This window comes from Rhizobium sp. BK661, assembly GCF_024808825.1.
Classification (GTDB): Bacteria; Pseudomonadota; Alphaproteobacteria; order Rhizobiales; family Rhizobiaceae; genus Rhizobium.
In genome coordinates this window covers 189,649-203,627 of the sequence record NZ_JANTYT010000010.1, presented here as the reverse complement: position 1 = coordinate 203,627, position 13,979 = coordinate 189,649, and the positions used below count along the sequence as shown (strand labels likewise).

General features: G+C 56.3%; 16 protein-coding genes and 1 pseudogene. 8 read left to right on the top strand and 9 right to left on the bottom strand.

Annotated elements, in window-relative coordinates; genetic code table 11:
- Positions 1-68 precede the first annotated feature (68 nt).
- The 7 genes and pseudogenes from tnpB to FHX16_RS20575 all read right to left on the bottom strand — a co-directional run bounded on the left by tnpB (position 69) and on the right by FHX16_RS20575 (position 6,653).
- A complete protein-coding gene (gene tnpB, locus FHX16_RS20605; protein WP_183865205.1) occupies positions 69-422 on the bottom strand; it encodes an IS66 family insertion sequence element accessory protein TnpB in 354 nt (117 codons plus the stop codon).
- Positions 403-825 (bottom strand): IS66-like element accessory protein TnpA, encoded by a 423-nt coding sequence (tnpA, locus tag FHX16_RS20600; RefSeq protein ID WP_259130081.1) that lies wholly within the window; start codon positions 823-825, stop codon positions 403-405. The genes tnpB and tnpA overlap by 20 nt, the downstream gene beginning before the upstream one ends.
- 602 nt (positions 826-1,427) lie before the next feature.
- Positions 1,428-3,218: a malto-oligosyltrehalose trehalohydrolase gene (treZ, locus tag FHX16_RS20595; protein WP_259130107.1), complete on the bottom strand. Its 1,791-nt coding sequence runs from the start codon at positions 3,216-3,218 to the stop codon at positions 1,428-1,430.
- Positions 3,218-3,994, bottom strand: a complete 777-nt coding sequence (locus FHX16_RS20590; RefSeq protein ID WP_259130079.1) for an SDR family NAD(P)-dependent oxidoreductase — start codon at positions 3,992-3,994, stop codon at positions 3,218-3,220. Before FHX16_RS20590 ends, treZ begins: the two co-directional genes overlap by 1 nt.
- Positions 3,995-4,305: 311 nt before the next feature.
- A pseudogene (locus tag FHX16_RS20585) lies at positions 4,306-4,478 on the bottom strand (IS3 family transposase); the annotation flags it as partial.
- Between the two features lie 165 nt (positions 4,479-4,643).
- The gene (locus FHX16_RS20580; RefSeq protein WP_259130078.1) at positions 4,644-5,465 is read right to left on the bottom strand and encodes an SDR family oxidoreductase; all 822 of its coding nucleotides are present in this window, start codon (positions 5,463-5,465) and stop codon (positions 4,644-4,646) included.
- A gap of 18 nt (positions 5,466-5,483) precedes the next feature.
- Positions 5,484-6,653, bottom strand: a complete 1,170-nt coding sequence (locus tag FHX16_RS20575; protein WP_259130076.1) for a zinc-dependent alcohol dehydrogenase — start codon at positions 6,651-6,653, stop codon at positions 5,484-5,486.
- A 439-nt stretch (positions 6,654-7,092) separates the two neighbouring features.
- On the opposite strand from FHX16_RS20575, the gene FHX16_RS20570 reads away from it, so the two are divergent.
- From FHX16_RS20570 to FHX16_RS20555, 4 genes are all read left to right on the top strand, one after another.
- On the top strand, positions 7,093-7,431 hold the full coding sequence (locus FHX16_RS20570; RefSeq protein WP_183759240.1) for a hypothetical protein: 339 nt from the start codon (positions 7,093-7,095) through the stop codon (positions 7,429-7,431).
- A gap of 81 nt (positions 7,432-7,512) precedes the next feature.
- Positions 7,513-8,124, top strand: a complete 612-nt coding sequence (locus FHX16_RS20565) for a flavodoxin family protein (protein WP_259130105.1) — start codon at positions 7,513-7,515, stop codon at positions 8,122-8,124.
- A gap of 659 nt (positions 8,125-8,783) precedes the next feature.
- Positions 8,784-9,224, top strand: a complete 441-nt coding sequence (locus FHX16_RS20560; protein WP_183759242.1) for a DUF421 domain-containing protein — start codon at positions 8,784-8,786, stop codon at positions 9,222-9,224.
- Between the two features lie 104 nt (positions 9,225-9,328).
- A complete protein-coding gene (locus tag FHX16_RS20555; protein ID WP_259130075.1) occupies positions 9,329-9,673 on the top strand; it encodes a DUF2934 domain-containing protein in 345 nt (114 codons plus the stop codon).
- Between the two features lie 63 nt (positions 9,674-9,736).
- Here the strand turns inward: FHX16_RS20555 and FHX16_RS20550 are convergent, their stop codons facing one another.
- The gene (locus tag FHX16_RS20550) at positions 9,737-9,925 is read right to left on the bottom strand and encodes a hypothetical protein (protein ID WP_183759244.1); all 189 of its coding nucleotides are present in this window, start codon (positions 9,923-9,925) and stop codon (positions 9,737-9,739) included.
- A 238-nt stretch (positions 9,926-10,163) separates the two neighbouring features.
- Here FHX16_RS20550 and FHX16_RS20545 point away from each other — a divergent pair, with 238 nt between their 5' ends.
- Positions 10,164-10,595, top strand: coding sequence for a pyridoxamine 5'-phosphate oxidase family protein (locus FHX16_RS20545; protein ID WP_259130073.1), 432 nt, complete (start codon positions 10,164-10,166; stop codon positions 10,593-10,595).
- Between the two features lie 810 nt (positions 10,596-11,405).
- Here the strand turns inward: FHX16_RS20545 and FHX16_RS20540 are convergent.
- Entirely contained in the window at positions 11,406-11,885 is a 480-nt protein-coding gene (locus FHX16_RS20540) for a hypothetical protein (RefSeq protein WP_259130072.1), read from the bottom strand.
- A gap of 131 nt (positions 11,886-12,016) precedes the next feature.
- Here FHX16_RS20540 and FHX16_RS20535 point away from each other — a divergent pair, with 131 nt between their 5' ends.
- The 3 genes from FHX16_RS20535 to FHX16_RS20525 all read left to right on the top strand — a co-directional run bounded on the left by FHX16_RS20535 (position 12,017) and on the right by FHX16_RS20525 (position 13,962).
- Positions 12,017-12,292, top strand: a complete 276-nt coding sequence (locus FHX16_RS20535; RefSeq protein ID WP_259130070.1) for a hypothetical protein — start codon at positions 12,017-12,019, stop codon at positions 12,290-12,292.
- A 254-nt stretch (positions 12,293-12,546) separates the two neighbouring features.
- On the top strand, positions 12,547-12,810 hold the full coding sequence (locus FHX16_RS20530) for a DUF982 domain-containing protein (protein WP_183759248.1): 264 nt from the start codon (positions 12,547-12,549) through the stop codon (positions 12,808-12,810).
- Between the two features lie 240 nt (positions 12,811-13,050).
- Positions 13,051-13,962 (top strand): hypothetical protein, encoded by a 912-nt coding sequence (locus FHX16_RS20525; protein ID WP_259130068.1) that lies wholly within the window; start codon positions 13,051-13,053, stop codon positions 13,960-13,962.
- Positions 13,963-13,979: the final 17 nt, after the last annotated feature.

Below are 13,979 nucleotides of genomic sequence, written 5' to 3'. Positions count from 1 at the left end.
GCCGGTTCGAGTCATCAGATTCTTGAATCTGAACCGCCCCTTTGCGTCAACAGCTCAATTCGCCATCCTCAGCCGGCGATCTGATATTGCCGCACGGGATGGCGGATCATCGCATCGATATCGATGCCGTCGAGAATCCAGTGAAGCTGTTCTGTCGTCAGCACAACGACCGGCACCTCCCGGCGGGGCCAACGGAACCTGTCTTCCGTCAATTTCTTCAGCACCATCACAAAACCGGACCGATCAAAAAACAGAAGCTTCATCCGGTCGTGACGGCGATTGCAAAAGGCAAAGACCGCGGGAGCAAAGGGATCAAGCTCCATCACCTCTTGCACCAGAACCGCAAGGCTGTTGATGCCAGCGCGGAAGTCGATCGGTTCCCGATGCAGGTAAACCTGGAGATCAGCGCCAAGTCTGAACATGACTCAGCGCTCCTATGATCGCCGCTAGTCCATCAACATCGCTGCATTCCACCGTCAGGCTGACCCCGTTCGGCAGCACCGCGCTCACCTTGGATGCATGAGATCGTTTGCCGACCGGCTCCGCCTTCGTCAGTGGACCGCTGGCAGAAGACGAGTGCATATCCGCAGCAATCTGAACCGGAACGAACGCCGAGACCACAGGCAAAGCACGATCTTCTCTGGCTCTCCTCACCCACTTGCGAACGAGATTGGCGTTGACGCCGTGCTCCAGAGCTAGACGCGAGACCGAAACGCCGGGCTCTAAACACGCTGCGACAAGCTGATCTCGGGAGGCAGGGTCATATCGACGGCGGCCGTCGCGACCAACAAGCCGCACCTGCAGTTTAGGAGCATCTTCATCCATGATTTGGTGTCCACCTATTTTTTGGTGGACACTTCATGCCTCAGAGCGCTGCGCCTCAAAAGGCGCACCGAAATTCGCGCTTACCAAGAACTAACGCGGTCTGATCCATGCGGCGCATAAGATCGACTCTCGCAGTGGGGTTCCCGCACGCCACACGGTCCACAACCTTCACGAAATCTAACCGACTGTCGTTTTGCTTGAAGCTGACGATCTGGCAGGTTATCGTATGGGAGTTGCCCACTCTCGGGCGCTGCTCATCACCTTAGCCCCACTCTATGGGGCTCCTTTTTCCAATCAGATTGAGACAGAGAGCTTGGGCTGGTGGTGGCCAGCGTACGGGAGGCACGCGAGCGCGACTCAGAACGCCGGAAACAGGCCTTCGGCAAGATCGAAATCGGCCTGCCGCTGCCAAAGGTAAAAGGGCAGCAGCTGGCTCTAGATCTCCATTGAGGCAGCTGCGAGAGGCCTCGCTCCAAATTCGGCCGCAATTGTGGCCGAGCCGCGGTCTAGTCTTAGTCTAGCGAGCTGCCGATGTCTGCCGTCTTTCGTGCAGTTCTTTTTACTGAGACAGTGCCGAAGAAGTCAGTCACACCCTGCGGCTTCTATCCACTGCCGTTTTCCTCCGCCATCATGAAGGCGCTGACGGAATTTGGCGGCAGCGTACCGCGTTTGTGCGTCAAGACCGGATAGATCTGCGCATTGGGCGGTAAATCACATTCAAGCTCAATATCCGATAAATTCGCCCGCAAATGAAGCTCGTGATCGCCGAGCTGCCATCCCACAAAGAGGCATCGATCGAGCGACGGGACCACCTTGCCGGAATGACCTTTTGCCTGGATCAGATGCGGTACGATACACTTCCGCCGGACACTGATCAGTCGGGTGAGCCATTCTCGCCAACGCAACCGACGATCCATGAATGCTTCGCTCCATAAAAGCTTGCTGGACTGAAATGTCGCCAAGTGGTTGGGGTCCGCAATCTCGCCGCCTTCGGTATCCCGGGAAGGCGAGCCAAAATTTCTCGCTTCCTTTGATCTGCTCTCACGCACCGCACGGGCGAGTTCCCCCTCATAGTCGGCGAAGAAGCGAAATGGTCGTGAGCTCAGATGGTCATCGCCCATAAACATCAACGGGATTTGAGGTGACAGCATCAGGATTTCGGTGAAGGCACGGAAATTTTCGTCACCCACCAAGCTGGAAAGGCGATCGCCCTGCGCCCGGTTCCCTACCTGATCGTGATTCTGCAGAAAATGCACGAACGATGTAGGGGCAATTGCTTCGGTTGGAACCTTCGCGCCGCCCAGTGTCTGCACTCCCTCCCTCACATATCCGCTAGCCAGGGCTTGGCGCAGTTTAACCCAGGGAGCGTCCTTAAAGGGTGCGTAATGACCAGAGTTCTCTCCGGTGGCGACGACATGAAGCGCGTGATGGAAGTCATCATTCCAGTCGGCCTTGAACAGTGGACGCCCATTGCGATTAGCGATCATGTCCGTCCCGTTGGCCGGATTCTCCGTCATCAAATGAACGTGGCGCACATCGAAGTGGCGGCTGACTCTCTCCGATATCTCCTCAAGGATATGATGATGGCTCTTGTCATCGATCTGGTCGATTGCGTCCAGTCTCAAGCCATCCAATCTGAATTCACTAAGCCAGTACATGACGTTGTCGATGAAATATTGACGCACGGGGATCCGCTCGAAAGCGATGCGTGGTCCCCATGGCGTCGGACTATCGCTTCGAAAGAAGGCGGGAGCATAGGTCGGAAGATAATTTCCTTCAGGCCCGAAGTGATTATACACGACGTCAAGAAAAACCATCAGACCAAGACCGTGAGCCGCGTCGATGAAGGCTTTGAAATCCTCTGGAGTGCCGTAGCTATTGTGAGGCGCGTAGTGAAGGACACCATCGTAACCCCAGCCACGGCTGCCGGGAAATTGCGCAATCGGCATCACCTCAATCGCGGTGAACCCGAGATCCGCTAATAGGCCCAGCCGCTCTGCTGCTGCCCGAAACGTCCCGTCTTCGGTGAACGTCCCGACATGGAGTTCGTAGATGATGGCTTCCTCCCAGGGCCGACCCTGCCAATCTGGATGTCTCCAGTCATAGGCGTTTGGATCCACGAGCATGGATGGACCTCCGACATCGCCCGACTGATATCTTGAGGCAGGATCGGGAACAGCGGTGCCATCCGGAAGGATGAAACTGTAATGCCTCTGAGTAGGCACATCGCTCCTGAGTGTCTCGAACCAACCATCCTCCTTTCGATCCATGGAGACATGTTCGGAGCCGACCCTCAGCGCCAACGCCGTGACGTCGGGCGCCCAAAGTCGAAAGCAGATACCGTCCTCCTGGTACGACGGTCCCCAGGCAAATCTTTCCAACGAGCAAGTCATCAACGCAGTAACCCCTGTCCGCCATCGACAAAAACAGGCGTTCCGGTGACATGTCTGGCGGCATCAGACAACAGGAAGGCAATGACTTCGGCGACATCGGTACTCATTCCGGGCACACCCCCGGTAATTGGAACTTGTCCATCCGGCCAGATCACCGGGATGGCTGTTTCCCGCTCACCCCTCAGGGCCGTGCTGGCTTCGATATTCGTCTCGATCTCCCCGGGGCAGACCGCGTTGATACGGATATGGTGTCGGGCGAGCTCAAGCGACAATTGCTGAACCATGGCAACCTGCGCGGCCTTTGTCGCAGCATAGGCGGTCGCGCCTGGGGTCGTGAACGTTCTTGTTCCATTGATGGAAGACACAACGACGATTGATCCTCCACCGTTCCGTTTCAGCTCGGGAACCGTGATATGCAGTGTCAGAAACGTACCCGTCAGATTGACGTTGATCGTTTGCTGCCATTCATCTTGCGTGAGATCATCGATCGGAGCCCAGACGCCGTTGATACCTGCGTTCGCGACCACCGAGTCGAGACGACCATATTCATCCACCAATCTTCTCACGCTTTCACGCATGTCACGTTCGATACCGATATCCGCGACCAATGTCAGAGCGCGTCCATTGGCATTGCGGATGTCGCGCGCCGTGGCCTCAAGTTCGTCGGCGGTGTGTCCCAATAGCCCGACAGAAAACCCGTTCGCAGCGAGGCAAATTGCTGTCGCTCGACCAATTCCAGAACCTGCGCCAGTCACAAGCGCGACAGGTGTAAGCATGTTTGAACTCCGTTCTACGAATTGCATCGTTGGCTTGCCGCTCATATACGCCCCAGTAACGCCAAAGCTGGATAGCGGTTCCTGAGGAGGACTTCCCTCAGGGGTGCAAAAGCCTCATTGACGCCTTGAATAGAGGGCTTGCATATGCCGGTGCGGGCCGTCCCTCAGCAACGGATCTTCCAATTGTCGCAGGGGTAGGCGTGCATGAGAAGCACAGACCGAGAAACTGCGTTATGTCGCGGTCGTCGTCAGAGGTGGCTCGGTTTGTCTGAACAGATTGCAGCGTTTCGCTAAGTGGATTTCCGCCTCGATTATGCCGCCACCATCATCGGTGTCAGCGCGTTGAAGTTAGCCTGATCCGGCGTCTGCCGGTCAAGGGATGAACGTGGACGTCGGTCTTGGAGGCATGGAGATAGACCTCCTCGTATTTGATCGAGCGCCAAAGCCGCTCAACGAAGACGTTGTCCCGCCAAGCGCCCTTGCCTTTGGGATCGCCTGGGCGATTGCATTGGCCTATCTCGTTGTCGCCAATTTGGGTTTGGTCTGATGCCGATACGTAGTGACCCCAGGATCGAAACCGCTCTGAGCGGTGTTGATTTGCTGGGGATGAGGCCCCAGAAGAAAAACTGGGGCCTCAAGCACGCCCGACCTACTGGCTGCCGCTCTTGTCCTTGCCAGTACCGGGTGCCGCCATTTTTGCATGCTGTGAGGCGAGCATACCCGCGGGCGTGACGTTAGCAACCGCGGCCTGAAATTTATTTTTCCATCCCGAAACCACGTCACCGTCACCATTCATCATTGCATCGAAGCCGGCCCGGGCAACATCAGATGCGTCGTCCTTTTCGGCCTGTCCCACCTCGGTGTCGAGCATATCGGCCCGCTCGAAGAAACGGGTTTCCGTCGCTCCCGGCATAAGGCAGGTCACCGTAATGCCGGTGTCTTTAAGCTCCTCGCGCAAGGCGAAGGAAAACGAATTGATGAAAGCCTTCGTACCGTTATAGACAGCCTGGTAGCTTCCAGGCATAAAGCCGGCGATGGAGCCAGTCAGAAGTATGCGGCCGACACCGCGTGAGCGCATCTGGCGAGCAATCTGCTGCACAAGGTATGTTGTACCGAGGATGTTGGTATCGATCACGCGCCGGACTTGGGTAAAGTCCTGGTCAAGAAAACCCTTTCCAAGCCCCCTACCAGCATTCGCCAGCAGAAGGTCAACCGACCGCCCGTCTGCTACGACGGCTTCGACAAGGCGATCGACGCCTTTCATTGTCGCAAGATCGGTTTCGATGGCCTCTACAGCGGTCCCCAGATCACTGAGATGCATGCCAATGTCATCTATTTCAGGCTCGTCTGCTGCTATAATGAGGTTATAGCCCTTTGATGCGGCGATCTGAGCAAGCTCGAGACCGATTCCGCTCGAGGCTCCTGTGACAACGGCAAGCCCTTTGGCTTGCCCGTCATGTGTGCGTTCCATTTCGCTTTTCCTTTCGAGTCAAGGCTTCAGAACAACTTTGATGCACCCGTCCTGCTTGTCACGGAACGTCTTGTAGAGGTCCGGACCTTCTTCAAGCGTTGCACGATGTGTAATGATGAAGGATGGGTCGATTTCGCCAGATTGGATCCGTTCCATCAGCAACGGTAGGTAATGCTGGACTGGAGTCTGGGCCATTCGAAATGTCAGCCCGCGATTGATGGCGGAACCCATTGGAATCTTGTCCAGGAAGCCACCGTAGACGCCCACGATGGAGACGATACCGAAATTTCGGCAACAGTGGATCGCCTGGCGCAAGACGTGTGGCCGATCGGTGCCCATGAAGGTCGCCACCTTGATACGGTCAAGCCGGGAATCCCAACTTGCCGACGCGTCTGCTTCAGTTCCAACGGCATCGATGCAGGCGTCTGCACCGCGGCCGGCTGTCAACTCCATGATCTTGTCGTAGATATCCTCATCCATGAAATCGAGCGTGATTGCGCCGGACGCCGCGGCAAGAGCCAATCGTTCTGCAACGGTATCGATGGCAATGACGCGTTCCGCTCCAAGAATGAATGCAGATCTGATTGCCATCTGACCTACGGGCCCACAGCCCCAGATCGCAATGGTATCGCCTGCCTGAATGTTGCAGAAATCCGCGGCCATGTAACCGGTCGGAAGAATATCGGAAAGAAACAATACCTGTTCGTCAGTCAGGCCTTCGGGAACCTTTATTGGGCCGACATCGGCATATGGAACGCGAAGATATTCCGCCTGGCCGCCACTGTAACCGCCGAGCAAATGGGTATAGCCGAAGAGCCCAGCGGGCGAATTGCCCCACATTTTCCGGACCTTGGAGGGGTCTGGATTTGAACGCTCGCATCCAGAAAAAAAGCCACGCTTGCAGAAGAAGCATTCTCCGCAGGAAATCGTAAAGGGAACGACGACACGATCGCCGACTTTCAATTTCTTGTTTTCCTTGCCGACCTCGACGACTTCGCCCATTGTCTCATGTCCCATCACATCACCACTGTGCATGTCGGGCATTACACCGTTGTAGAGATGCAGATCCGAACCACAAATCGCACAGGCCGTAACCTTGATGATTGCGTCGCGACCGTCCTCAATCGTCGGGTCCGGCACGCTTTCACAGCGGATATCGTGCTTGCCGTGCCAGGTGAGCGCTTTCATGTTCGATCCTTTCCAGCCAAAGATGAGCGAACTAAACCTCGACCTTCGACACTTGTTCCCATCTTCATGGGTAGCCCGAGGGTGCGCAGATACCTTTCGCATCCGAAAAGGTCGCGCGTTTCAGGATCATGGGACAGCTAGTTCGAATGGCTGGACACAGCCCGAGAAATGCCTGTCTGCGAGGATGCAATCTAGTTGGCCCCGCGATGGCAGTCTTCAATTGGTTTTGGCCATCGGTTTGCGCAGCAAAGCCGTGCGTTTGTTGGGCCGCGACGATGGACCTTCCGTGCACTCGGACCGTGTCCCTCGACCAGACCAATTAATTGACGGGCAGTGCCCATCGCGCAATGGACGAAGAAGTTCTATGGCCTGCGGGTGGAACAACCTTCCAAGCTTGGGGTTGTGAAGCGGTCAGACACTAAACAATATGGAGATTCCAATGAAAAAGGTTCTTGCTGTCGCGCTTCTTTCCCTCGGCATGGCGACATCTGTTTACGCCCAGTCCAATCCAGTGCCGAACAATATGGCGGGTGACAAGACCATGGGCGAAGATGCGGGCGGCGGCGCAAACGGCGACGTACAGACGCAGACCGGAACCAACATGCCGGCGGTCGTTGATCCCAAAGCCACCAACAGCACGACTGGCGGCAATACCAATGCAACCGGTACGGTCGACAGAACGCGCTGCCCAGCACAACCGGCTCCTGGCTCCGTCGCAACGCAAGGCGGCAATGGCGGCGCTTCGGTGAGCGAAGCCTGCCCCGACAATCAGCAATAGCGAGAAAGATTGAAAAGGCCGGCGAAACCGGCCTTTTCCTCGTGAACCCGGGATCCGACGGCACGGCGATGGAGACGAATGATGGCGCTGACAGCAATCTCCCTCAATGCAACTTTGAAAAGAAGCGGCGGCGATCCGTCCTCAACAGACAGGATGCTAACTTTGATCACCGAGGCGTTGGATCGAGAAGGCGTGAAAAGCGAGACATTACGACTGGCGGACTTCAACATTCTCCCTGGCGTTACCTCAGATGAAGGGGCTGGTGACGAATGGCCTGATATAAGAGCCAAGATTCTTGCCGCAGACATGTTGGTCCTTGGAACACCTATTTGGCTGGGACAGCCTTCAAGCGTCGCGAAACGTGTGCTGGAACGAATGGATGCGTTTCTCGAGGAGGTTGATGACGCTGGTCGAATGGTCTCGTATGGCCGCGTCGCAGCTGTTGCTGTCGTCGGAAACGAAGATGGCGCACATCACGTTTCGGCGGAACTTTTCCAAGCCCTTAACGACATCGGCTTTACGATCCCGGCAAATGCGCTCAGCTACTGGGTCGGCGAGGCCATGGGCAGCGTGAACTTCGTGGATCTGGCCAAAGTCCCGGCGGCAGTCACGAAGATGGTCGAAACGCTTGCCCGCAATAGCGTTCACGTTGCGAACCTCCTTCGGCGAGAACAATATCCGGGGCAGCGGTGAGGCGTGCTCGATGAGACCTCCGCGGCAGAACGCGTTCATTTTCGGGGACGCGAAAGCACCGACATCCGACGGGCGACGTTCCTCGGGGACTGGAGCGATAGCAGCACGTGGCCGTCAGCTGATGAACGATAGTCCGCATCTCCCCTCCACGGTTCGTCGCCATGGACGCCCCTGATCATCCTGAGGGCGTAAAGGACCATAGTAAATTCCAGCGGTGCTTTTGGTTCGTCCAGCGATGCGCGTGGATCGGTTTTGCCGCAATCCTGGTTGCATGTCTTCTTGGTTTGTTTGGCCGGGGGGGCCTCTTCGCCGAAAGAACCGTAACGGTCCGAGGTGGAATCATGGAGGTGCCTGCTATCTCACGCTGGCACGCGCCGGAGACAATAAAAATCACATTTGATGCATCAGCAGATGTAAGGACATTCCTAGTCGATGAGGGCTTTCATCGGACGTTTTCCCTCGAGACTATCGATCCACGACCGTCGGAGACCGTCGTTGTGGATGGCCGGACTGGCTATCGATTTCCCGCCGATCCGCGTGCCAAGCTTGCGGTGATGTTGAGGCTTCAAACGCAACGACCCTGGCTTCGGAAGTACCATATCGGCATCGGGACCGAGGTGGTCAATCAGTCAGTCTTCGTTTTTCCGTAAGGGGAAGAGATGGACTCCGTCATTCGCGGACTTGCGATCTACTTTAGCCTACTCCTCATTATCAGGCTGTCTGGGCGTCGGACCTTGGCGCAGATGACTCCGTTTGACCTGGTGATTGTTCTCGTCATTTCCGAAACGACGCAACAAGCAATGCTTGCAGACGACTTTTCGGTCACCAACGCAATCATTCTCATCCTCACACTTTTCACGACCGATATTGCTCTGTCCTATGTAAAACGAGGGTGGACACGAGCTGCGCATGTCGTTGACGGTGTTCCGACAATACTTGTAAGCCACGGCGTCTACGACGACACCGCCTTGCGCGGCTGTCGGATGGGCCGGGATGACATCATGGAGGCGGCTCGAAGCCAGCAGGGGATTGAAACGATCGATGACATCAAATTCGCAATCCTCGAGGTCAGTGGAAACATCAGCATCATAAAAAAATGAGACTTGTACAGCCCGCGGGCAGTAGGCCCCTCAAGCAAATGCGGACTGAGGAACTTCTTCGCTCATTCTACGTTTTGGACAGCATTCTTCCAAGGAGCATCATCATGGCAAAGCGACCGAACACACCGATCCAGGGGACACGTCCCGATGGAGGAACGATGTCAACACCCGACGCCAGTAGCGATCAAAATGTTACCGATCGTATCCGCAGCCGCGCCTATGAGATCTGGGAATCCGAGGGCAGCCCGGACGATCGTCACGACCAACATTGGCTTCAGGCGGAACGTGAAATCATTCACGGCCACGACCAACTGGACAGCGACGATGTGCCGAACCTAGGTGCGCTACGCGAAGCGGCGCGCCAACACAGGGACGTCTTTATCGTCAAGAGCGATCTGGAAGACGCCGATGAACGCGAAGCCACGCCTGGTGTACGGGAGCAACCGTGACGGGAGTGACCGATTTTCCGACCTCTCCTTATTTTCCGGAATTGCAGGTTGTGCGTGAAGCGATCAACCTGCGCCGGCCGGATCGCCGATCGGAAGAAGTGCAGGATCAAGGGGTGGGTCGTTTGGGTTCTTGTTGTCCGCAGGATCCTGTGCGGGCGTGAGTGGCGGTTTTTCCTTCGTCCGGTCCGGGATGCCCGATTCTGGTTGAGGGCCGCGGGGTGTCTCTGCTGGATTGGGGACTGAAGTCGGCATCTCTGATCTCCTTGCCGTGATGAAACGACAGATAGATCGCTTTGTTCCGCAGCACGCCAGGTTCGTGTTTTCTGCCGTCGTCGGCCGTCCAAGGCAATTTACCTGTTTTCAGTAAAGGCAACTGAGCACTAATTTGCTTGCCACAATCGAACACTACACTGTTGCTCGATCTAATTTGCCAGTGAATGGAACAGCCCTCGTCTTCAACTGTTTTGCGTCGCACAGATGGAGAAACAACATGACAACAATGACGCTTCAGGAGTTATCGGAAAAACTACGGAAGATCGATTTCTGCATGATGACGACATATAGCGGCAACGTGCTTTCCAGTCGACCGATGAGCAACAATGGCGAGGTCGAATATGATGGCGATTCCTGGTTCTTCAGTTACGAGGCCACACGCAAGATCTACGATCTGAACAGCAACCCCGCCTTGTCGCTTACGTTCACAGCGCCTCCTGGTCTTCTCGGAAAGCCCGGAATTTTTGTTTCCGTTGAGGGCAAAGCTGAACTCATCAAAGTTCGACAGGAGTTCGAGGCCCGGTGGACCGACGGGCTTAATCGTTGGTTTCCAGAGAAATTCAACACGCCGGGAATGGTGCTGGTCAAAGTTCACGCCGAGAAGATCCAGTACTGGGATGGTGAGGAGAACGGATCCATTTCAATGTGATTATAGTCCCTCGCGACGGCATTCAGCTACCTGCTGCCCTACCCTAACCAGCCGGTCTCTAAGTCGGTAAAAACCTGGCACGACCGAGTCGCCCTTCGCCAGGACAGGGCTTCAACCACCAGCGACTTGAAAAATTGCGGCTCTTTGCTACGGGCAACTTCTTCGACCACGGAACTAAAACTACAACTTCAGCGTTCATGGCAAGAGGCAGGAGATGGAGGAAGCCCCGTGTGTGATCGGTCAATTGGTTTGCTGATAGCCGTTGAAATCTGTGCATTGTTCTGGATTGCTGTGGCCATTCTGGTGTTTGGGACACATTAGACAACATCTAAACCTGGTTGGACAGTAGCAACACTCGAAGGGCGACTAGGTGGCACCGTGCCGACCTCTTCGATAGTGGCGTAAGTAAGCGTTCATACTCGCGTTCTGATGGGCTGGGGCGGCGAGCCGCGAGCATGATTGACCGGAACTCATGCGTCAGCGGAAGCTCGTCACCATCGATTGTATAATCGCAAATTAGGAGCCAGCGGGCGAGCCGCTCGGCGACTCGATAGTTCACATTGGTAAGGGCAGTACAAGCCGTTTGTACGAGTGCGTATGGATCGCATCGCATGTTGCAGGACATGTCACACAGGCGGTCACGCTCTGGCGTCCAACCGAACGCGACCGAACCCGCTGGCCAGCAACAGTTCCAAAATCAGACAGACAGTGCCGGCAAACGGCGTACCGAGCGGAGCGATTGAGCGCCAGAACGTACTCCGGCAGCCAATTGAAATTGGACGTGGAAACACGGGTGTTTTGAAGGAATGACTAATTGGAAGCGCTTTTCTGCAAAGCAGCCAGGACAGCGGGAGCGGCTGCGGTTGTCAGCGCTGCAACAGGGAGGCGCCTCAGGAATCTTGCCCCGGCGAAGGCTCCGACCATGGCACCAGCGAGTTTTGCCCATGGGTAATCCCCAAGCTGCGCGTGCGCTGCAGCGTCTGCCCACTCGGCTCGCGATTGCACAACCGTTGCGGCCCGTTCCACCACGACAGCGAGCCTGTTGCGGAGGGTTTCGATATCACGTCTAATCAAATCGATGTCATCGCGTATCTGGGCGAACTTGACCCGCTCTCTCTCTTCTCTTCGCCCCGTCTTCTCTTCTCGGAAGAGGTCCGTATCTGCCGTCCGATGGCCAGCAATTACATTTTCGTTGGGACCCGATGTTGAGTCGGGAAAGACAGACTCCATGATTTCCTCGAGCTCCTCATCATCGATGCTTTCGGCGTCTGGGTATTCGCTCTTGATCATTTGGCTGCTCCTGAACTGGCTGGATCAGGAACGCGCGCCGCGGCGGAAAGATGCATGCGCCTCGTGCGGCTGACAGGAACATTTCGCCAACTTGAAGAGTTCAACAGCATCACTCAAAGAGGACACTGCAGATGCAACTTATCGATACGAGGGTCAGTGACGCAGGAACCGAGGTCATGGTGGAGTTCGTCGGCGAAGGTGGAGAAAGTGTTCTTGTCCGTATGAGCAATGAGGACCATCTCCTTGACGATCAGAATGCGATCGATCATGCCAAGGCAGTGATGGTGCAACTAACGGCGTTCGGCGACAGCGGCGCCACCCGACCGGACGAGCCGAATAGCCGCCCTACGCGAGATGACCCGCTGGTGGATACCGAAAGCCTTCTGCCCAGTGATCTGTCGCACTGATCCAGATCGCCTGCCGGGCGTTTGACATCGGCCTGCTGCCATGCGTCGGCGAATGGGGAGAGTGTTGGGCGTAACGGCTCGTCGGTTCACGTTTGCCGGTGCGCAATGACCTGAGATCGGATTCGATCCGACAAGCACTCGCCCCGGTCTTCCGCCAGCGCTTCTACGAACGGTTGTTTCCGCTGGGCCACTTAGGCCAACTGGAACGATTATTGCATCGCCGCTAATATTTCCGAGCGATGAGGGCAATCGTTATGAGTCTGAACACACCGGATAAATTTCCCGCTGTAAGACTGCTCTTTGGTGGCGCACAAAGATACAAGCTGGTGCAGAACGTCGCAGATGCCGCAATGGTTCTGGTCGAGGATTGGCCCTGCGATGACGGGGAAGAATACATCAATGCGCTTGTTGTCTGCCTGAACGCCTACAAGCGCGCTGCGCCGGCCCTTGCAGCCAGGGAGGCCCTTCTCCGCGCTGCCGATGAAGTGCGCATTCCTCACCTTTCAATAGTCTGCTGATGACAACCGGGACAGCTGCCTCCCCGTCCTGTGTTTTCGAGGGTTGCGTCGCGCGGAGCGGGGCAGCCGCGTCAGCCGCCATCTATAAGGGAACAAAGAGGAACTCCTGGCGTTCGGGACCTGCAAAACTGTTCCAACTTTGGAGGTATTGAAATGGGACGTGGTCTTCTCCTCTGGCTTCTTGGCATTCCACTGCCTATCGTCATTCTACTTGTTCTGTTCATGCGCTAGGAGTTCGAGATGTCTGTAGCGTATGAAAGAAAAGCTGACGTGATGCCGATCGAATCTTCGAAGTCCGGGATGTCCTGGGGGTCGATATTCGGAGGCGCGGTGGCAGCAACTGGTGTCACATTGATTCTGCTGCTTGTCGGTTCAGGTGTCGGGCTGACTATGGTTTCGCCCTGGTCGGGCGAAAGCAGTTCTGCTGCAACGGTTGGTGTGACTGCAGCAATCTGGCTGGTCGTTGTCCAATGGCTCTCTTCTGCTCTGGGCGGCTATCTGACCGGCCGGCTGCGGACCAAGTGGGCAGCAGCCCATACCGACGAAGTGTTCTTTCGTGACACAGCCCATGGTTTCCTGAGCTGGGCGGTCGCGACGGTGTTCGTGGCTGGCTTTCTCGCATCGTCATTAACCTCGCTGGCAAGTGCGGGAGCAAGTGCCGTCGGCACGATTGCAACCGGCGCTACAGTGGCAGGCGGCGCAGCTGCAGCATCGTCCTCGGGGCCTGATCTCGCGACCTCGTACTTCACTGACGCTCTTCTCCGACCCGAGCAACAGACGGCAGACCGCGCCGGCGAAACCAATGGTGCTGCGACGGCCGAGATTTCCCGCATCCTGTTGCAAGGCGCTAAGAATGGCTCGATCCCTGATCAGGACAAAACATATATCGCCTCCATCGTTGCCGCTCGCACCGGCTTGTCTGAAGGCGATGCCCGCGGCCGGGTCGACACGGTCCTGAAACAGATCGATGACGCCAAGACAGCAGCCCAAACGGCGGCTGACAAGGCAAGAAAGGCGTCTGCGACCACTGCCATGCTCGGCTCGCTGTCGCTATTGATCGGGGCCTTCATTTCGTCCGCCGCCGCTGCTCTGGGCGGCAGACAACGCGACGAGGAAGAGGACCTTGTTGCGATCGGTCGCAGCAAGATGTGACGATCAAAAAGAGCGCT